The 15,731-nt window shown below is 70.0% G+C and carries 16 protein-coding genes; 6 read left to right on the top strand and 10 right to left on the bottom strand.

From position 1 onward, the window contains the following. Positions 1–90: 90 nt before the first annotated feature. Entirely contained in the window at positions 91–723 is a 633-nt protein-coding gene (locus FJ091_16485; protein ID MBM4384950.1) for an aryl-sulfate sulfotransferase, read from the bottom strand. 109 nt (positions 724–832) lie between these two features. On the opposite strand from FJ091_16485, the gene FJ091_16490 reads away from it, so the two are divergent. After that, the gene (locus FJ091_16490; GenBank protein ID MBM4384951.1) at positions 833–1,324 is read left to right on the top strand and encodes a MaoC family dehydratase; all 492 of its coding nucleotides are present in this window, start codon (positions 833–835) and stop codon (positions 1,322–1,324) included. A 3-nt stretch (positions 1,325–1,327) separates the two neighbouring features. Here the strand turns inward: FJ091_16490 and FJ091_16495 are convergent, their stop codons facing one another. Next, positions 1,328–2,215, bottom strand: coding sequence for an alpha/beta hydrolase (locus FJ091_16495; GenBank protein ID MBM4384952.1), 888 nt, complete (start codon positions 2,213–2,215; stop codon positions 1,328–1,330). Between the two features lie 92 nt (positions 2,216–2,307). On the opposite strand from FJ091_16495, the gene FJ091_16500 reads away from it, so the two are divergent. After that, positions 2,308–3,288, top strand: a complete 981-nt coding sequence (locus FJ091_16500) for a TraB/GumN family protein (GenBank protein MBM4384953.1) — start codon at positions 2,308–2,310, stop codon at positions 3,286–3,288. A gap of 35 nt (positions 3,289–3,323) precedes the next feature. Continuing rightward, on the top strand, positions 3,324–4,964 hold the full coding sequence (locus FJ091_16505; GenBank protein MBM4384954.1) for an NAD+ synthase: 1,641 nt from the start codon (positions 3,324–3,326) through the stop codon (positions 4,962–4,964). A 16-nt stretch (positions 4,965–4,980) separates the two neighbouring features. On the opposite strand, the gene FJ091_16510 is transcribed toward FJ091_16505, so the two are convergent. Beyond that, a complete protein-coding gene (locus FJ091_16510) occupies positions 4,981–5,337 on the bottom strand; it encodes a cold shock domain-containing protein (protein MBM4384955.1) in 357 nt (118 codons plus the stop codon). A gap of 359 nt (positions 5,338–5,696) precedes the next feature. On the opposite strand from FJ091_16510, the gene FJ091_16515 reads away from it, so the two are divergent. Together FJ091_16515 and FJ091_16520 are read left to right on the top strand one after the other, a co-directional pair. Continuing rightward, positions 5,697–6,398: an HAD family hydrolase gene (locus tag FJ091_16515; GenBank protein ID MBM4384956.1), complete on the top strand. Its 702-nt coding sequence runs from the start codon at positions 5,697–5,699 to the stop codon at positions 6,396–6,398. Next, positions 6,395–7,660, top strand: a complete 1,266-nt coding sequence (locus tag FJ091_16520) for a transporter substrate-binding domain-containing protein (protein MBM4384957.1) — start codon at positions 6,395–6,397, stop codon at positions 7,658–7,660. Before FJ091_16515 ends, FJ091_16520 begins: the two co-directional genes overlap by 4 nt. A 9-nt stretch (positions 7,661–7,669) precedes the next feature. Here FJ091_16520 and FJ091_16525 read toward each other — a convergent pair whose 3' ends face one another. From FJ091_16525 to FJ091_16555, 7 genes are all read right to left on the bottom strand, one after another. Beyond that, on the bottom strand, positions 7,670–8,263 hold the full coding sequence (locus FJ091_16525) for a DUF1287 domain-containing protein (GenBank protein ID MBM4384958.1): 594 nt from the start codon (positions 8,261–8,263) through the stop codon (positions 7,670–7,672). 2 nt (positions 8,264–8,265) lie between these two features. Next, complete coding sequence (corA, locus tag FJ091_16530) at positions 8,266–9,327, bottom strand: magnesium/cobalt transporter CorA (protein MBM4384959.1); 1,062 nt, start codon at positions 9,325–9,327, stop codon at positions 8,266–8,268. 35 nt (positions 9,328–9,362) lie between these two features. Next, positions 9,363–9,521: a hypothetical protein gene (locus tag FJ091_16535; GenBank protein MBM4384960.1), complete on the bottom strand. Its 159-nt coding sequence runs from the start codon at positions 9,519–9,521 to the stop codon at positions 9,363–9,365. A gap of 296 nt (positions 9,522–9,817) precedes the next feature. Then, complete coding sequence (locus tag FJ091_16540) at positions 9,818–10,768, bottom strand: hypothetical protein (protein MBM4384961.1); 951 nt, start codon at positions 10,766–10,768, stop codon at positions 9,818–9,820. A gap of 23 nt (positions 10,769–10,791) precedes the next feature. Further along, a complete protein-coding gene (locus FJ091_16545) occupies positions 10,792–11,715 on the bottom strand; it encodes a diacylglycerol kinase family lipid kinase (GenBank protein MBM4384962.1) in 924 nt (307 codons plus the stop codon). Between the two features lie 149 nt (positions 11,716–11,864). After that, positions 11,865–12,317, bottom strand: coding sequence for a hypothetical protein (locus FJ091_16550; protein MBM4384963.1), 453 nt, complete (start codon positions 12,315–12,317; stop codon positions 11,865–11,867). Positions 12,318–12,349: 32 nt separating this feature from the next. Beyond that, on the bottom strand, positions 12,350–14,620 hold the full coding sequence (locus FJ091_16555) for an aconitate hydratase (protein MBM4384964.1): 2,271 nt from the start codon (positions 14,618–14,620) through the stop codon (positions 12,350–12,352). 192 nt (positions 14,621–14,812) lie between these two features. Between FJ091_16555 and FJ091_16560 the strand changes: the two genes are divergently transcribed. Beyond that, a complete protein-coding gene (locus FJ091_16560) occupies positions 14,813–15,673 on the top strand; it encodes an alpha/beta hydrolase (protein ID MBM4384965.1) in 861 nt (286 codons plus the stop codon). The last annotated feature ends 58 nt before the right edge of the window (positions 15,674–15,731 follow it).

Genomic DNA, 15,731 nt, shown 5'->3' on the forward strand with positions numbered 1-15,731 from the left:
TCGTCGGGAATCCGCCAGCCCCGGTGAGCCTTCCCTCGTGCAGACACTTCACCCCCGGTCGCCAGTCGGAGGGTCACGGCTTGTCAATCATTAACACCCTGGGCGGTTTTCGGATAGGCTCTTAGGCTCGATCTCGAGCACGACATCCGCGAACAGGCCGCGCTCCGGCGTCCAGTCGACGCGCCGCCCGGCTCGAGTCGCCTCGGCCGGCGACTTCGTCTCCCAGGCGAGCACGAGCACGTTCCCGTTCGGCAGCGCCGTGACGTCGTGGTGAGAGATGTTCGCGGAGTCCGAGAGCTTCCACTCCCACAGCACCTTCCCATCCCAGTCCAGCTCCTGAAGGATGCCGGCGACGCCGCCGACCTTGAAGTCGAGGGCGTGCGGATCGCGCGCGCCGCGCAGGAGACTCCCGTTCGGGAGCAGCTCCATGTCACCGCCCGGCGAGTACGGCGTCTCCCAGCGGTGAACGACCAAGCCTGCGTTGTTCACCAGGTACGCCGCGCCGGAAAGTGTGGGGTTGAACAGCACGTAGCCGTCGGCGACACCCGGCTCGCTCGCGATGAGTCCGCGCGGCATGAGCGGCGGCGGCACGAAGAACTCCGGGATCGGAGGCGCCTCGGGCACTGCTGCGGGCGCCTCCGGCGCGGCGTTCTCGGTGGCTTCACGCTCGCTGCAGGCGGCGAGCAGCGCGGCGAGAACGGTCACAGCGGCGAGCGATCGCATGGACGCCTCCCGAGCGAGCGGTGGTCCACTCTGCGGAAGTATGCGCTCATCGCGCGCGTAGCTGCGAGATTCTCGGCGATATGCTCGGGTGCGCCCTGGGAGAGGTTCGATGGCCGCGCTCACGCTTCCGAACATCGCCGCGCTGCGCGAATGGGTCGGGAAGAAGCTCGGCACGTCGGACTGGGTCGAGATCACGCAGCGCCGCATCGATCTCTTCGCCGACGCGACGGGCGATCACCAGTGGATCCACGTCGACGCCGAGCGCGCACGCCGCGAATCCCCCTTCGGCACGACGATCGCGCACGGCCATCTCACGCTCTCGCTCTCGCCGATGCTGCTGGCGCAGATCGTCGAGGTGCAGGGTGTGCGGCTCGTGGTCAACCCTGGCATCGAGCACATGCGCCTGCGCTCGCCCGTGCGCTGCGGCGACAAGCTGCGCCTGCACGCCACCCTCAAGGACCTGCGCGACGTGCCTGGCGGTGGCGTGCGTGCAACGGTGAGCGTGAGCTTCGAGATCGAGGGCCAGAAAAAGCCCGCGGCGTTCGGCGATGCGCTGCTCGTCTACTACGGAGATGGCGCCGCGGCGACGGAAGAAGGCTGACGCTCACTCCGCGAGGAACTTCCGCACCTCGCGGAGGAACACGTCCAGCTGATCGTGATGCACCCAGTGCCCGGCCTTCGGCACGTTCGCGAGCCGCGCGTTCTTGAACGACGCAATGCGGCCGTCCTTCATCGGATCGCTCGCCCAGCTGTCCTCGCCGCGCACGAGCAGCGTCGGGCACGTGACGCGCTCCCAGAGCGAGCGCACGTCTGCGCCGCGGAAGCGCACGGGCGCGAAGCTGCGCACGTACGGATCGAACTTCCAGCTGAACGTGCCGTCTTCGTTGCGCGCGACGCCGTGCACGGTGAGGTGGCGCGCCTGCTCGGGCGAGAGGAACTCGTTCTCGTCTTGCATGCGCTTCGCGGCGTCGTCGATCGACGCGTAGCGGCGCGGCTGCCGGCGCGCGATCTCCTTCTGCGACTTGATCCACTCGCGGTAACGCGCGGAGGCCGGCGGCGCTTCGAGCTTCTCCTCGAGCTCGGGCGAGGGACCGAGACCCTCGATCGCGACGAGCTTCTTCACGTTCTGCGGATAGAGCCCGGTGTAGTGGAGCGAGATCGCGCCCCCTAATGAGTGGCCGATGATGGTGAGCGGCGCGAGATGCAGCGCGTCCACGAGCTGAATGATGTCGAAGACGAACTCGCTGATCGCGTAGGAGCCGCCGATCGCCCACGCGGAGTCGCCGTGGCCACGCAGATCGGGCGCGATCACGTGAAACTCGCTGCGCAGCTCGCGCGCCACCCAGTCCCAGTTGCGCGCGTGATCCTTGCCGCCGTGGATCAGCAGCAGTGGCGGCGCCGACTCGTTGCCCCAGTCCACGTAGTGCATGCGCAGCCGCTGCGACACGTAGAAGCTCGAGCTGGGTCCGATCACGTCCGCGTCGCGCGCCATCTTTCCTCCGCAGGCGCGCGATTCTGACACGCAGGAACCGACGGCGCGCGGGCGCGTTCCATCAGCAATCTCGCGCGCCCGAAGGAGTCCCGATGAGATTGCACGCTGCGCTCTGCGCCCTGCTCGCTCTCGCTTCAGCGCCCGCGCGCGCGCAGGAGGCGCCCGCGGAGGACGCGAGCAGCGCGCCCGTCGAGGAGATCCAGATCCTCGGCGAGCGCCCCGGTCCGCAGCTCTGGAAGATCACGAACGGCGAGCACACGCTTTGGTTGTTAGGGCTGTTGCAGCCCTTGCCGAAGCGCATGCAGTGGAAGTCCGGCGCGGTGGAGCAGGTGCTCGACGAGTCCCAGGAAGTGATCGCGTCGGGCGCCGCTGTGGGTGCGCGCATCGGACCGATCAAGCTCTATCGGCTGTATCGCCAATGGCGCGGCCTCCGCGTGAACCCGAACGAGCAGACGCTCGCCGACGTGCTGCCGCCGCCGCTCTACGCGCGCTTCGAGACGCTGCGCGTGAAGTACGCGCCGCGCGATCGCGACATGGCGGAGCTGCGGCCGATCTTCGCGGCGGGCGCGCTGTTCCAAGCCGCGGTCGATCGCGTCGGCCTCACGACCGAGAACGACGTCCACGACCGCGTCGAGAAGCTCGCGAAGAAGCGCGATCTCCCGATCCGCCAGGTGAAGCTGATGCTGGAGAACCCGAGCGACACGCTCGGTGCGCTGGGCGACATCCCGCTCGCGCAAGAGATCGCGTGCCTCGAGACGACGATCGCGCGCCTCGAGACCGACGTGGACGCGATGCGCGTGCGCGCGACGGCGTGGGCCGACGGCGACATCGACGCTTTCAAGGCCGCGGCGTACCCGGATCAGCAGCAGGCGTGCTGGAACGCGATCGGCAGCGCGGGCGAGATCAAGCCGCTGATCGAGCAGGCGCAGCGCGACTGGCTCGCGTTCTTCGACGCCGCGCTCGCGAGCAGCAAGGTGTCGCTCGCGATGCAGTCGATGGACCGCGTGCTCGCGCCCGACGGCGTGCTCGCGCATGCGCGCAGCCAGGGATACGAGGTGCGCGGGCCGGAGTAGTTGCGGCCCTCGGCCTCGCGCGAGACTCTGGGCCCATGCGCATCGCGCTTGCACAAATCAATCCCACCGTTGGCGACCTCGCGGGCAATCGCAAGCTGATCGAGGAGGCCGCTGCGCGCGCGAGCGCCGAGCGCGCGGATCTCGTCGTGCTGCCCGAGCTCGCGCTGACGGGCTATCCGCCGCTCGATCTCGTCGAGCGCGACGGCTTCGTGCGCGATCAGCTGCGCGAGCTCGAGGCGCTCGCGGCGGCGTCGCGCGGCGTCGCGATCGCACTCGGCGCGGTGCTGCCCGTGCCGCAGCGCGACGGGAAGAAGCTCGCGAACGCGGCGGTGTTGCTCGCCGGCGGGAAGCAAGCGTTCGCGCAGGCGAAGACCCATCTGCCGACGTACGACGTGTTCGACGAGAAGCGCTACTTCGCGCCGGCCGAGGAGCGCGAGCTTGCGGCGCTACCGAGCGGCGCGCGCGTCGGCCTGACAGTTTGCGAAGACGGCTGGGTGGATCGCGTCGGCTACAGCAAGGATCCCACCGGCGAGCTCTCACGAAAGGGCGCGCAGCTCGTCGCGAACCTCAGCGCCTCGCCGTGGCACGCGGGCAAGCCGGCGGAGCTGCGCCGCATCTTCTGCGAACTCGCCGCGAAGCGCAGCGTGCCGATCGCGTTCTGCAACCAAGTGGGCGGCAACGACGAGCTGATCTTCCACGGCGGCTCGTTCGTTGCAGACGCGCGTGGCCGCGTGCTCGCGCAGCTCCCGCTCTTCGAGCCCGCCTTCGCGGTCGTCGACCTCGACACGCAGGCGGCGACGGCGCCAGAAGCGGTGCGCGAGCCCGAGCCCGTCGCCCAGCTCGAGCGCGCGCTCGTGCTCGGCATCCACGACTACTTCCGCAAACAAGGCCTCCCGCCCGGCGCCGTGATCGGCCTCAGCGGCGGCATCGACTCCGCGCTGACGGCGCACCTCGCCGTCGAGGCATTGGGGCGCGACAAAGTCACCGGCGTCGCGATGCCGGGACCGTTCAGCTCCGATCACTCGATCGAAGACGCCTACGCGCTCGCGAAGAACCTCGGCATCACGATTCGCACGGTCGACATCAAGCCGATCTACGAGAGCTATCGGCGCGTGTTCGCGGAGCTGTTCGGCGCGAAGGACAACTACGGCCTCGCGCAGCAGAACATCCAGTCGCGCATCCGCGGCGCGACGCTGATGGCCGTCTCCAACGCCGAGAACCGCCTCGTGCTCGCGACCGGCAACAAGAGCGAGCTGTCGATGGGCTACTGCACGCTCTACGGCGACACCGTCGGCGGCATCGCGGTGATCGGCGACGTCTACAAGCGCGACATCTACGCGCTCGCGCGGCACGCGAATCGCGAACGCGAAGTGATCCCGTGGCGCACGATCGAGAAGCCGCCGAGCGCCGAGCTCGCGCCGAATCAGAAGGACAGCGACGACCTGCCCGAGTACGGCGTGCTCGACGCGGTGCTCGAGCAAGCGATCGAAGGCGAGCGCGCAGCGGCCCTAATCACTCCGCCGCCCGGCGCCACGCGCGAGACCGTGGCCGGCATCGTGCGCCGCGTCGACCGCAACGAGTACAAGCGCCGCCAAGCGCCGCTCGTGCTGCGCGTCTCGCCGAAGGCTTTCGGCAGCGGGAGGAAGCTGCCGATCGTGCATCGCTATCAGCTGTAGCGCGCTCTCGGCGCCCTCACGCCCCTTCGGTCACCGCCTTCACGAACTCCGCCCTCGCGCCGCGCGGGCCTTCCTGGATCACGTACTCGACGGTCTGGCCTTCGCTCATGCCGTCGTACTCGCTGCCGTTCATGCCGCTGCGGTGGAAGAAGACTTCCTTGCCGTCTTCGCCGCGGATGAAGCCGAAACCGCGGTCGCGCACCATCTTCTTGATCTTGCCGCGCGATTTCGGGCCGGCGGGCGCGGTCGGCGCCTTCGCGGGAGGCTTGCCGCGGCGCGGGCCGCCGGGGGCGCCGCCGCTGCGGCGCTGCGAGTAGGCGCCGATCGCGAACTCACTGAGGAACAGCGCGACGGGCACGGTCAGGTCGGTCATGCCGGCGCTCTCGGCGGAGAGCAGGACCTCGTCCTTGCTCACGTCGACGACGCTGTAGCGGAGGCCCGTGTTCTTGTGCGTGCAGGACGAGCCCGGCTCGACTTCGTCGATGGAAAGCATGGCGAGGACCTCGCGGTTTGCGCGCGCGCGGCGGCGGGGGGAGGGAGACGCCGGGGCCGCCGCGAAAGGCGGCGCAACTTAGGCGAGGGGGGTAGGGGGGTCAAACCGACAGCGCCCGCGGTTACCGTGCTCCGCTTCGATCCGAGAATCGCAGAGTCGGCGTCAGACGCGGATTCCTCGATTCTCGGACCGTCGCCGGCCTCGCGATCGTTGCGCGGGCCGGCAGGAGGCGACCCAAGTTGGCGACGCGCGCGGTGTTCTTCGATCTCGGCGGGACGCTGTTCAGCTACCGCGCGACGCGCCCGCACTTCGACCGCGTGCTCGAGGGGCTCGCCCGCGAGCACGGCATCGCGGAGCCCGCAGGCGAGCTGCGCCGCGTCTACCGCGAGGCGATGGCGCGCGCGGACGCAGTGCACAACCCGCGGCCCTACTACCTGCACCGCGACATGTTCCGCGACGCGTACCTCGGCTTTCTGCGCAGCTACGGCCTCACCGCGCGCGACAGCGAGGCGCTCTACGAGGGGCAGAGCCGCGTCGGCGCGGAGCACATCTCGCTGCGCGCCGGCGTGCGCGAGACGCTCGCCGCGCTGCGAGCGCGGGGGCTCCACCTCGGCATCGTGAGCAACATCGATCAAGACCAGTTCGACGCGATCTGGGCGCGCCTCGACATCGCGCACCTCTTCGACGCCACGACCACGAGCGAGGAAGCGCGCTCGTGCAAGCCCGACCCGGGCATCTACCGCGTGGCGCTGCGCAAAGCGCCAGGCATCACCGCGCGCGAGGTGCTGTTCGTCGGCGACTCGCCGCCGCACGACTTCGCGGGCGCGAAACCGCTCGGCATGCGCACGGCCTGGATCCAAGAGCGCGAGGCAGAGCCCGCGGAATCGATGCGCCCGGATCACGTGATCCGCGAGATCCCCGAGCTGCTGGGGCTGGTGTGAACACATCGCGGCGTTCGCAGCGCAGCCTCGCGCGCTTCGCCTTCCTGCTCTTCCTCACGCTCGCGGCGGCCGCCTTCGCGCAGCCGAAGCCCCTTCGCATCGGAGTCACGGGCGATTACCCGCCGCTCGTCGCGCGCACGGGCGATGGCGACTACGTCGGCTTCGACGCGGACGTGGCGCGCGCGTTCGCGGAGCAGCGCGGCTACGCGCTCGAGTGGGTGCCGGTGACGTGGCCCGAGCTCGCGGCGGCGCTTGCGGCCGGGCGCTTCGATGTCGCGATGACCGGCGTGACGGTGCGCGCGGATCGCTCGGTCGCGGGGCGCTTCACGGTGCCCGTCGCGGAGTCGGGCGCTGCGGTGCTGGTGCGCGACGCCGCGCTCGCGAGCGAGGCCGCGCTCGCCGCGCCCGGCGTCGCGCTCACGGTGAACGCGGGCGGGCATCTCGAGCGCGTCGCACGCGCGCGCTTCCCGGGCGCCGCGATCACCGCGCTCCCTGACAACTCGGCGGTGCGCGATGCGTTCGCCTCCGGCGCGGCGAGCGCAGTGGTCACGGACACGCTCGAAGCGCCGCGCTGGCGCAGCGCAGTGCCCAGCGCGCAGCTCGTCGGCCCGCTCACGCGCGACGTGAAGGCCTACTGGTTGCCTGCCGACCGCGCGGCGCTCGCGAGCGAGCTCGACGCGTGGCTGCTCGCGCGCGAGGCCGACGGCACGCTCGCGCGACTGCGCGCGCAGTGGCTCGGCGCGGACGCGGCGCAGCGGCGCCCCGCGCTGCCCGCGCTCGCGCTCGTCGCGGTGCTCGCGGAGCGCCTCGCGCTGCAGCCGCACGTCGCAGAGGCCAAGCGCGCGAGCGGTGCGCCCGTGTTCGCGCCCGAACGCGAGGCGCAGCTGCTCGATTCCGCGATCGCGGCGACACAGGCGGCGGCTCGCGCGGCGCAGCGTCCAGCGCCCACACGCGCGGCCCTCGCGAAGTTCTTCACCACGCTGTTCGAAGTGAGCCGCAGCATCCAGACCACCGTGCTCGCGCAGCCGGCGCCCGAGGCGGCGCCCGCGTTCGACCTCGATACCCAGCTTCGCCCCGCGCTCACGCGCCAGACCGAGCGCGTCGCGGCGCTGTTGCCGCTGCTCCCGATGGGGCTCAGTCAGAGCGCGCTCGCCGAGGAGCTCGCCGCGCGCACCAGCGACGTCGCCGGCCTCAGCGATGAAGCGCGCGCACAGCTCGCGGCCGCGCTGGCAGAGCTCGCCGCCGCGCGGCGCGCCCATTAGGGAGTGCGGCTACTTACAGCGGTAGTGCCCGACGATCGCGAATTCGAAGAGGCGATCTTCGATCTGCGTCCCGGCGCCGATGTTGTGGACGAGCAGCGGACGCGCGCCGTCGGCGCTGCGCTGCGCGGCGACGATGCCGATGTGCGGGAGATTTCCCGGCAGCGTGTACGCGACGATGTCGCCCGTCGCGTAGTCTCGCGCGTTCTTCGTGATCGGCAGCGAGAAGCCGCGGCGTGCGAAGTAAGTCTGCAGGTTGAGCACGCGGCGGTGGTCGATGCTGCGGTCCGTGCTCCGCAGGCCCCAGTTCTTCGGATACGACGCGAAGTGCGCGCGCATGTCCTCGTGCACGAGGCGCTGCAGGTCCACGCCTTGCCTGCGCAGCGCGCGGATCACGACATCGCTGCACACGCCGCGTTCGAGCGGAACGTCGCCGTTCGGGTACGCGAGCTTCGTGTAGGCCGGGTCGTAGTGCAGCGTGACGCCGACCTGCGCGACTGCCGCCGCGGCGAGGCGCTGCCCGAACGTGGCGTCGGCGGCGGCGGCGAGCGCGAGTCCCGTGACGAGTGCGGCGCACAGCGCAGCGGCGGCGCGGCGCGCGCGCACGCTCAATCCCACCAGCCGCGGCGACGGAACCAGAGGATCAGGCCGACCGCGACGGCGCCCATGAACAGCATCACGACGGGGTAGCCGAGCTTCGCGTGAAGCTCGGGCATGTAGTCGAAGTTCATGCCGTAGATGCCGACGATGAACGTGAGCGGGATGAAGATGCTCGACACGAGCGTCAGCACCTTCATCACTTCGTTCGTGCGATGGCCCACCTGCGAGAGATAGATCTCGGTCGCGAGGCCGGCGAGCTCGCGCGAGGAGTCCGCGAGCTCGACGATCTGGCGGATGTGCTGCTCGGCGTCGCGGAGGTACACGCGCGCGGCGTCGCTCACGAAGGCCGAGGGCTCGCGCGCGAGCTCCCCTAACGCCTCGCGCTGCGGCCAGCCCACGCGCCGGATCACCGTGAGCGCGCGCCGCACCTGCTGAATGCGCGGCAGCTGCGTGCTCGACGCGCGCTCCACCACCTCCGCCTCGAGATCTTCGAGCTGCTCCGCGAGCTGCTGCACGACGGGGAAGTAGCGGTCCACGACCGCGTCGATCAGCGCGTACGCCAGGTAGTCCGCGCCGTGGCCGCGAATCTCCTCGATGCCATCGCGAATCTGGGCGCGCACGGGATCGAAGAAGCCGCGCCGATGGTCTTGCATCGTGATCAGCCAGCCGCGGCCGAGAATGATGCACACCTGCGGCGTCTCGACGCCGCCGCCCTCCGTGAGCACCGGCACGCGGCACACGATCACGTGCTCGTGTGCGTGCACCTCGGACTTCGCGCGCTGCGGCACGTTCGTCGCGTCTTCGAGCACGAGCGGGTGAAGCGCGAAGACTTCCGCGATCGCCCACAGCTTGTCCTCGTCGCGAAAGCCCTGAACGTCGACCCACACCGTGGTCTCGGGCTTCACGTACATCCGCAGATCCTGCGGATCCTCCACGTCGCGCTCGCGCAGAACGCCCGTCGTGTACTCGAAGACGTGGATGCGCGTGGGCGCCGCATCCGCAGGAATCGCGAGCGTGCCCGGCGCGGAGCCAGGCGGCGGCGTGTTGTGCTTCGCCACCGCGGGCGGCATCGGCGCTCGCGCCGCTCGCTGCTTGTGGCGTCGCGCTATTGCAGCCGCCTCAGCGCGTGCGCGAGAGCAACCTTCCGCAGATCGGACGAAATCTCGGGCCCCGCCGCCTTCGCCTTCTTCGGCGCCTTCGCCACGGCCTTCTTCGCCGCCGCCTTCTTCACCGGCTTCGCCTTCTTCTTCGCCTTCGCCGCCATCGCTCACCCCTTCCGAATGGCCGCGCACGATAGAGGCTCAAACAACCCCGCGCGCCTCCCAATTCCTCCTCACCGACCTCAGTGCCTCGCGCTGGTGGGAATGGTCGCGCCGCGGAAACGGCTGACGCACCTCACCGACGCCAGAACGAACTCCAAGTCGAACGCTCCACCCAAGCAAGTCGGCCGAGGCCGCAAGCGAAGCGCGCAGCAGCGGGCGAGTCCGCGAGCCCGATGCGAAGTAAACGAGGAAAAGCGCGGCACTTCCCGGCGAAGCCCGGAAGACGCGCCCGCCGCAATCAGTAGAACGTGCAGCGCGTCCGATGCCGAGGCCGCGCTTTGATCTGCGGTGATTGCCCGCGCGACCACAACAATAAATCCAGCTTGTGCGGCGGCACCGCGTAGCCGCGGCGCGCGCAAGCAGCCGACAACAGCTCGACCGCGTGCAGCGCGACGGCGCGAATCTCCACCTCTTCCTCGCAGCCGCTCGGCAGCACTTCCTCGCGCTCGATCTTGTTCAGCAGCAGATGGTCGTACGAGAGCACGCCGAGCATGCGCAGCGTGTGGGGCACGAGGTTGTCGGCGAAGATCGTCAGCTTCGCGAGATCGTCGAAGCGCCCGAGGCCGCGGCCGCGCAGCGCCGTCGCGAGATCTGCGCAGGTGATCTGCGCGCGCTTCAGGAACGGCACGCGAAATCCCTGATGAGTCGCGACGTCCTGGTAGCGCGGCATGCGCGCGAACAGGCGCACGAGCCGCTCCGCGTTGCCGCGCGCCTCCTTGACCGGGCCCTCGAATGCGCCGCCGTAGAACACGAGCAGCCAGTCGCCGAGCTCGTTCCACGCATCGGCGAACATCCCCATCAGCTCGCCCGCTTCGCCGCCCTCGTCCTGCTCGAACAGCGCCGCACAGTCCGCACGCGTCATGCGCTTCAGCTGCCCCGCGCTGTAGGCGCCCTCGCTCTCGAAGCGCCTCCGCAGCGCGGTCGCGACGGTGCGGTAGCCCGAGAGCTCGCCGCGCTTCTTGAGGTGCGGGAAGTAGCCCGAGCCGAAGTTGATCGCGTTCAGCGTGACGCAGAACGCGACGGTCGTGGCGTCGTCCGCGAACGCGAGGTGCGCGGGATCGAGCTGCGGCGGCTGCGGGCGCTGCTGCGCGAGCAGCGCCGCGAAGCGCTCGAGCTCGCCGCTCTCGATGCGCACGAAGCGCGCGCGCCGTGCCACCTCCGCGCAGGCCTCGCGGATGAACGCGAACAGCGGCTCGTCGGGGAGCACGTCGGTCACGGAGCGATCACTCGCAGCGCGCGCGGCACGATCTCGGCGCGCAGCGGCGCCGAGCCGAGCGGCTCGCCGTCGCACTCGAAACGGTGCGCCTCGCGCGCGAGCGGCTCCAACTCGACGACGCGCCCGCGCAGCTCGCGCACGCCCGGCGCACTCAGGTGCTTGCCCGCGTACAGCGACGGGAGGCGAACGAGCAGCTCCGGCTTCGGCATGCCGGGAATGATCACGCTGTGAAAGAGTCCGTCGTCGAGCGATGCGTTCGGCGCGGCCATCATGCCGGCGCCGAAGTAGCGGCCGTTCGAAGCGGTCGCGAGCACGAGCGGGCCTTCGTGCGCGAGCGCACCGTCGACGCGCACGCGCGCTTCGAGCGGAGCGAAGCGCGCGATGCCGCGCAGCGTCCCCAACAAGAAGCTGCCCGTCGGCCCGAGTGACTTCGTCGCGCGCGTCACCAGCTGCGCCACGAGGCCGGCGAGCCCGGCGCTGGTTTCGTTCGCGAAGTACGTCTGCGCGCGCGCGCCGTGGTCGTCCGTGTACTCGAGCCGGCCCGCGTCGATCTCGCGCGTCTTGCCCGCGCGCAGAATCTCGAGCGCGCCGCCGAGCGCGCGCGGCACGCCGAGCGTCCGTAACAAGTCGCCGCCCGTGCCGAGCGGCAGGAAGCCGAGCGTCACGTCCGCGCCGGCGTCGGCAGCGAGCAGGCCCGTCGTGATCTCGCTCGCGGTGCCGTCGCCGCCGCCCACGAGCAGCCGCGCGTAGCCCGCGGTCGCCGCCTCGCGCGCGATGCGCACCGCGTCGCGCGGCCCCTTCGTCCACGCGAGGTCGTAGTCGCCGAGCGCCGCGCGCAGCTCGCGCTCGATCCCCGCAAAGCGCCGCTCCGTCGCGCCAGCGCGCGAGGCGGGGTTCACGACGAGCAGGGTGCGGGACAACGGGCAGTACCTCGGTCGAGGCGGTTGGCGCTCGAGCTGGCCGCACAATAGGCGGAGCCAGTCGGCCGACGCGAGCGTTCTCGAGGCCGCCGAGCGAGGCGGCTTCGCCGACCGAAGCGGATCGGCCGTGACCCCGAGCCGAGCTCAGCCTACGGCGTTGCCGGCCGGTCCTCATTCGGCGCGAAGCCCAAGAGATCACAGGCGCGGGAAAACGTCTCTCGATGGGCCGCGAGCCAACTCCTGCCGCCCGGGTGATTCAAGAGAACTTCGTGGTAGTGGCGCCGCAGCACCTCTCGCGTCGAAGGCGGGAAGCCCTGAGATTCGATCACGCCGAACTGGCGGTGCATCAGCAGATTGAAGACGAACGCGTCGTTCGCATCGAGCTCGGCGGGCGCTTCCAATCCAGCGCGAAAGATCTCGGCGTTGCGGCCGGAGTAGATCGGGTCGTAGGCGCTGTTCACTTCGCGCATGTACTCCGCGATCTCTTGACTCTCGAGCTGACGGCGCGTGTACCGCACTTGCGCCGCCAAGTATCCCAGCGTCACGAGGACGCCGACCGACCCCAACAGCTGGCCGACTGCGCCGATCGCCTCCCAGCTCATCGGCGTTCCCCGCGCTCCTCGGGGCCGAGCAACTACTTCCCCTTCCGCAGAATGTTCAGCGCCGAGCCCGCCTTGAACCACGCGATCTGCTCGGCCGAGAACGTGTGCTTCGCGTCGAACGTGTCCGTGGTTCCGTCCGCGTGCTTCACCGTCACCTTGAGCGGAACGCCCGGCGTGAACGTGGTGAGGCCGCTGATCGAGATGCGGTCGCGCTCCTGGATCTTCTCGTAGTCCTTCGGGTTCGCGAAGGTGAGCGGGAGCAGGCCCTGCTTCTTCAAGTTCGTCTCGTGGATGCGCGCGAAGCTCCGCACGAGCACGGCGCCGGCGCCGAGGTGGCGCGGCTCCATCGCGGCGTGCTCGCGCGACGAGCCCTCGCCGTAGTTCTCGTCGCCGATCGCGATCCATTTCAGGCCGCGCGCCTTGTAGTCGCGCGCGACGGCCGGATACGCCGCGGTCGCGCCGGTCAGCACGTTCACGCCTTCGCCCGTCTTGCCGGTGAACGCGTTGATCGCGCCGATGAAGAGGTTGTCGCTGATGCGATCGAGGTGGCCGCGGAAGCGCAGCCACGGGCCGGCGGCGCTGATGTGATCCGTCGTGCACTTGCCCTTCGCCTTCATCAGCACGGGCATGTCCACCAGATCCTTCCCGTCCCACGGCGCGAACGGCTCGAGCAGGGCGAGGCGCTCCGAGTCCTTCGCCACCGCCACGTTCACGCCGCTGCGATCCGCGGGCGGCGCCTGATAACCCTCGAAGCTCATCACGAAGCCGCGCGACGGAATCTCGGGCGCGGGCGCCGGCGCCTTCAGCTTGAACTTCGTGCCGTCGCTCGCGGTGAGCTCGTCCTTCTGCGGGTCGAACGCGAGCGTGCCCGCGAGCGCGTAGGCGACGACGATCTCGGGGCTGCCGATGAACGCGAGCGTGCCGGGGTTCGAGTCGTTGCGCGCGGGGAAGTTGCGGTTGAACGAGGTGAGGATCGAGTTGGCCTCGCCCTTCGCCACGTCGTCGCGCTTCCACTGGCCGATGCACGGGCCGCACGCGTTCGCGAGCACCGTGGCGCCGATCTCCTCGAGCTCCGTCATCTGGCCGTCGCGCTTGATCGTCAGGTGAATCTGCTCCGAGCCCGGCGAGACCCACAGCGTGCACTTCGACTTCACGCCGCGCGCCGCGGCCTGCCGCGCGACGTCGGCCGCGCGCGAGAGATCCTCGTACGACGAGTTCGTGCACGAGCCGATCAGCGCCGACGAGAGCTGCGCGGGGTAGCCGTTCTTCGCGACGTCCGCGCCCATCTGCGAGATCGCGCGCGCGAGGTCCGGCGTGTGCGGGCCGACGATGTGCGGCTCGAGCTTCGAGAGATCAATCTCGATCACCTCGTCGTAGAACTTCTCGGGCGAGCGCTCGACTTCGGGGTCGCTCCGTAACAACTCGGCATGGCGCGTCGCGAGATCCGCGAGCTCTTCGCGCGCGGTCGACTTCAGGTAGATCGCCATGCGCTCGTCGTACGGGAAGATCGAGGTCGTGGCGCCGAGCTCGGCGCCCATGTTCGTGATCGTGCCCTTGCCCGTGCACGAGAGCGACGCCGTACCGGGGCCGAAGTACTCGACCACGCGGTTCGTGCCGCCCTTCACCGTGAGCAGCGCGCAAACCTTGAGGATCACGTCCTTCGGCGCCACCCAGCCGTTCAGCGCACCTGTTAGGCGCACGCCCACGAGGCGCGGGTAGAGCACCTCCCACGGGAAGCCCGCCATCACGTCGACCGCGTCCGCGCCGCCGACGCCGCACGCGAACATGCCGAGCCCGCCCGCGTTCGGCGTGTGCGAGTCGGTGCCGATCATCATGCCGCCGGGGTACGCGTACTTCTCGAGCACGACCTGATGGATGATGCCGGCGCCGGGCCCCCAGAAGCCGATGCCGTAGCGCGCAGACGCCGTGCGCAAGAAGTCGAACACCTCGCGGTTGGTGACGTTGGACGTCGCCATGTCCTTGGCCGCGCCCTGATACGCCTGGATCAGGTGATCGCAGTGCACGGTCGACGGCACCGCGGTCTCGGCGCGGCCCGACGAGATGAACTGCAGGATCGCCATCTGCGCCGTCGCATCCTGCATCGCGACGCGGTCGGGATTCAGCTCGAGGTACGACTTGCCCGCATCGAGCTCCTGCGTCTCCGGGTGCGCGAGGTGCCCGAGCAGCACCTTCTCCGCGTACGTGAGGGGCCGGCCGAGGCGCTTCCGCACGATCGCGAGGTTCTTCTCGACGGTCGCGTAGGTGCGCTTCACGAGGTCCGGAGTCGTCTCGATCGCGGGCATGCGGCTCTCCTCAGACGGGGCGGCTGCGCGCCTCGCGCGCGCCGAAAAGCGGCGCGCAACCTAGCGCCGGTTCGGTGCGCCTCGCGCGGGAATTGAGCGCGAAATCAACGCGCACGCGCGAATCACGCGCGGCTGAGCGCTGGCGCCGCGCGAACGATGCAATCTGAAATGCTCGCGGAGTAACGTGCGCGCATGACACCGCGCGACTTCTTCGTTCCCGGCGCCCACGGCAACGCGATCCACTGCCTCGAATGGAGCAGCGAGGGCGTGCCCCTCGTGCTCGTGCACGGCTTCGGCAACGAAGCGCACATCTGGGACGACTTCGCGCCGCTGGTCGCGCCGCACTACCGCGTGATCGCGATCGACCAGCGCGGTCACGGCGACTCCGCGCACGACGCGGAGCTGCGATACGACTACGAGTACCTCGTCGCCGACCTCGAGGCCGTAACAACAGCGCTCGGCATCGAGCGCTTCGTGCTGGTGGGCCACTCGCTCGGCGGCCGCACCTCGATGTTCTTCGCGGGCAAGCACCCCGAGCGGATGGCCGGGCTCGTGATCGTCGACAGCGCGCCCGAGTTCGACGTGCGCGGCACCACGCGCATCCGCCAAGAAGCCGAAGGGCGCGGCGACGGCTCGGTGGCGAGCGTCGCCGAGTACCACCGCATCCTCGCGCACAACTTCCCCGCCGGTCGCCCTGACGCGCTCGCGCGCATGGCGAAGCACGAGCTGAGGCCGCGCGGCGACGGCCGCTTCGTGCGCAAGCTCGACCCGAAGTTCCACGCCGGCCGGCCGCAGACCGAAGCCGAAGCGCTCGCGCGCGAGAAGCAAGTCGCGAAAGACCTTTGGGCCGCGCTCGCGAAGATCCCGTGCCCCACGCTGGTGGTGCGAGGCGCCGCGAGCGACGTGATGTCGCCCGAAGTCGCGGACAAGATGGTCGACGAAGTGCTGCCGAAGGGAACGCTCGCCGTGGTGCCGCAAGCCGCGCACTCCGTGATGACGGACAACCCGGATGGGTTCAACAAGGTGGTGTGTGCGTTTGTGTTAGGGGAGTGAGGAGACGCTCGTTCTCGACTACCTGAGGAACGGACCCATTGGGGCAGCGTGGGCGGGA

It is taken from the genome of Deltaproteobacteria bacterium (assembly GCA_016875395.1).
GTDB lineage: Bacteria > Myxococcota_A > UBA9160 > UBA9160 > UBA6930 > VGRF01.